Origin of the sequence: Mediterraneibacter massiliensis (assembly GCF_001487105.1) — a bacterium.
GTDB lineage: Bacteria > Bacillota > Clostridia > Lachnospirales > Lachnospiraceae > Mediterraneibacter > Mediterraneibacter massiliensis.
In genome coordinates, this window is sequence record NZ_LN912997.1 from 1 (window position 1) to 932 (window position 932).

The 932-nt window shown below is 45.6% G+C and carries 2 rRNA genes; both read left to right on the forward strand.

What is annotated here, in order from left to right:
• Nucleotides 1–116: ribosomal RNA gene (rrf, locus tag BN3282_RS00005) — 5S ribosomal RNA — on the forward strand.
• 517 nt (nt 117–633) lie between these two features.
• Nucleotides 634–932, forward strand: a 23S ribosomal RNA gene (locus tag BN3282_RS00010); the annotation flags it as partial.

The window sequence follows — 932 nt, forward strand, 5'->3', positions numbered from 1 at the left end:
TGGTGGCGATGCGCCTGCGGGGAACACCCGTACCCATCCCGAACACGATGGTTAAGCCGCAGACGGCCGATGGTACTGCACTGGAGACGGTGTGGGAGAGTAGGTGGCCGCCAAATTTAAAAAAGAAAAAAGACAAGAGCAGGGATAGTGACCGGTAAGGCGCAAAAAGAGAGTGCGAAGTCTTTAGGAATAGATACAGGCAAGGATGAGCAACCACTTATCACCGCCAACCCAATCAGCAGGGCAGTGCTGTTAAGATAGATGTTTTACCAGTGATCAGAGAGCAGAAAAGATTCTGGTTTCTAATGACTGATAAAACAGTCAACCGAAATGCGAAGCTCTAAAACCTTTGGTTTTATCGCTCATGGCATTACATGCCAATGCTTGAAAAAGTAAAATTGCTTATGAGAACAAGTTCTCAACACAATCTTATTTTTCAATCGCTTGCATTTCTATGTACCTTGAAAACTGCATACGAAAGAGATAGATAGAAATATCAAAGACATCCGAGGTAATGTTATTAAGAACATTAACGAGTCTGAAGAAAACAGACGGAAATAAAATTGACTATTACCAACGCATGCAACGCTATGCATGTGTAGATGGAGTCCGTACCCGCGGATGACATCAGTTGGTTATGCTGATAAGAGCGTATGGTGGATGCCTTGGCACTAAGAGCCGATGAAAGACGTGATAAGCTGCGAAAAGCTTCGGGGAGGAGCAAATATCCATCGATCCGGAGATATCTGAATGGGGAAACCTAACTGAGCAAACCTCAGTTATCCTGACGCCAATCCATAACGTCAGGAAGGGAACCCGGTGAACTGAAACATCTAAGTAGCCGGAGGAAGAGAAAACAACATGTGATTTCCAAAGTAGCGGCGAGCGAAATGGAAAGAGCCCAAACCGGAGTGCGTGCACTCCGGGGTTCG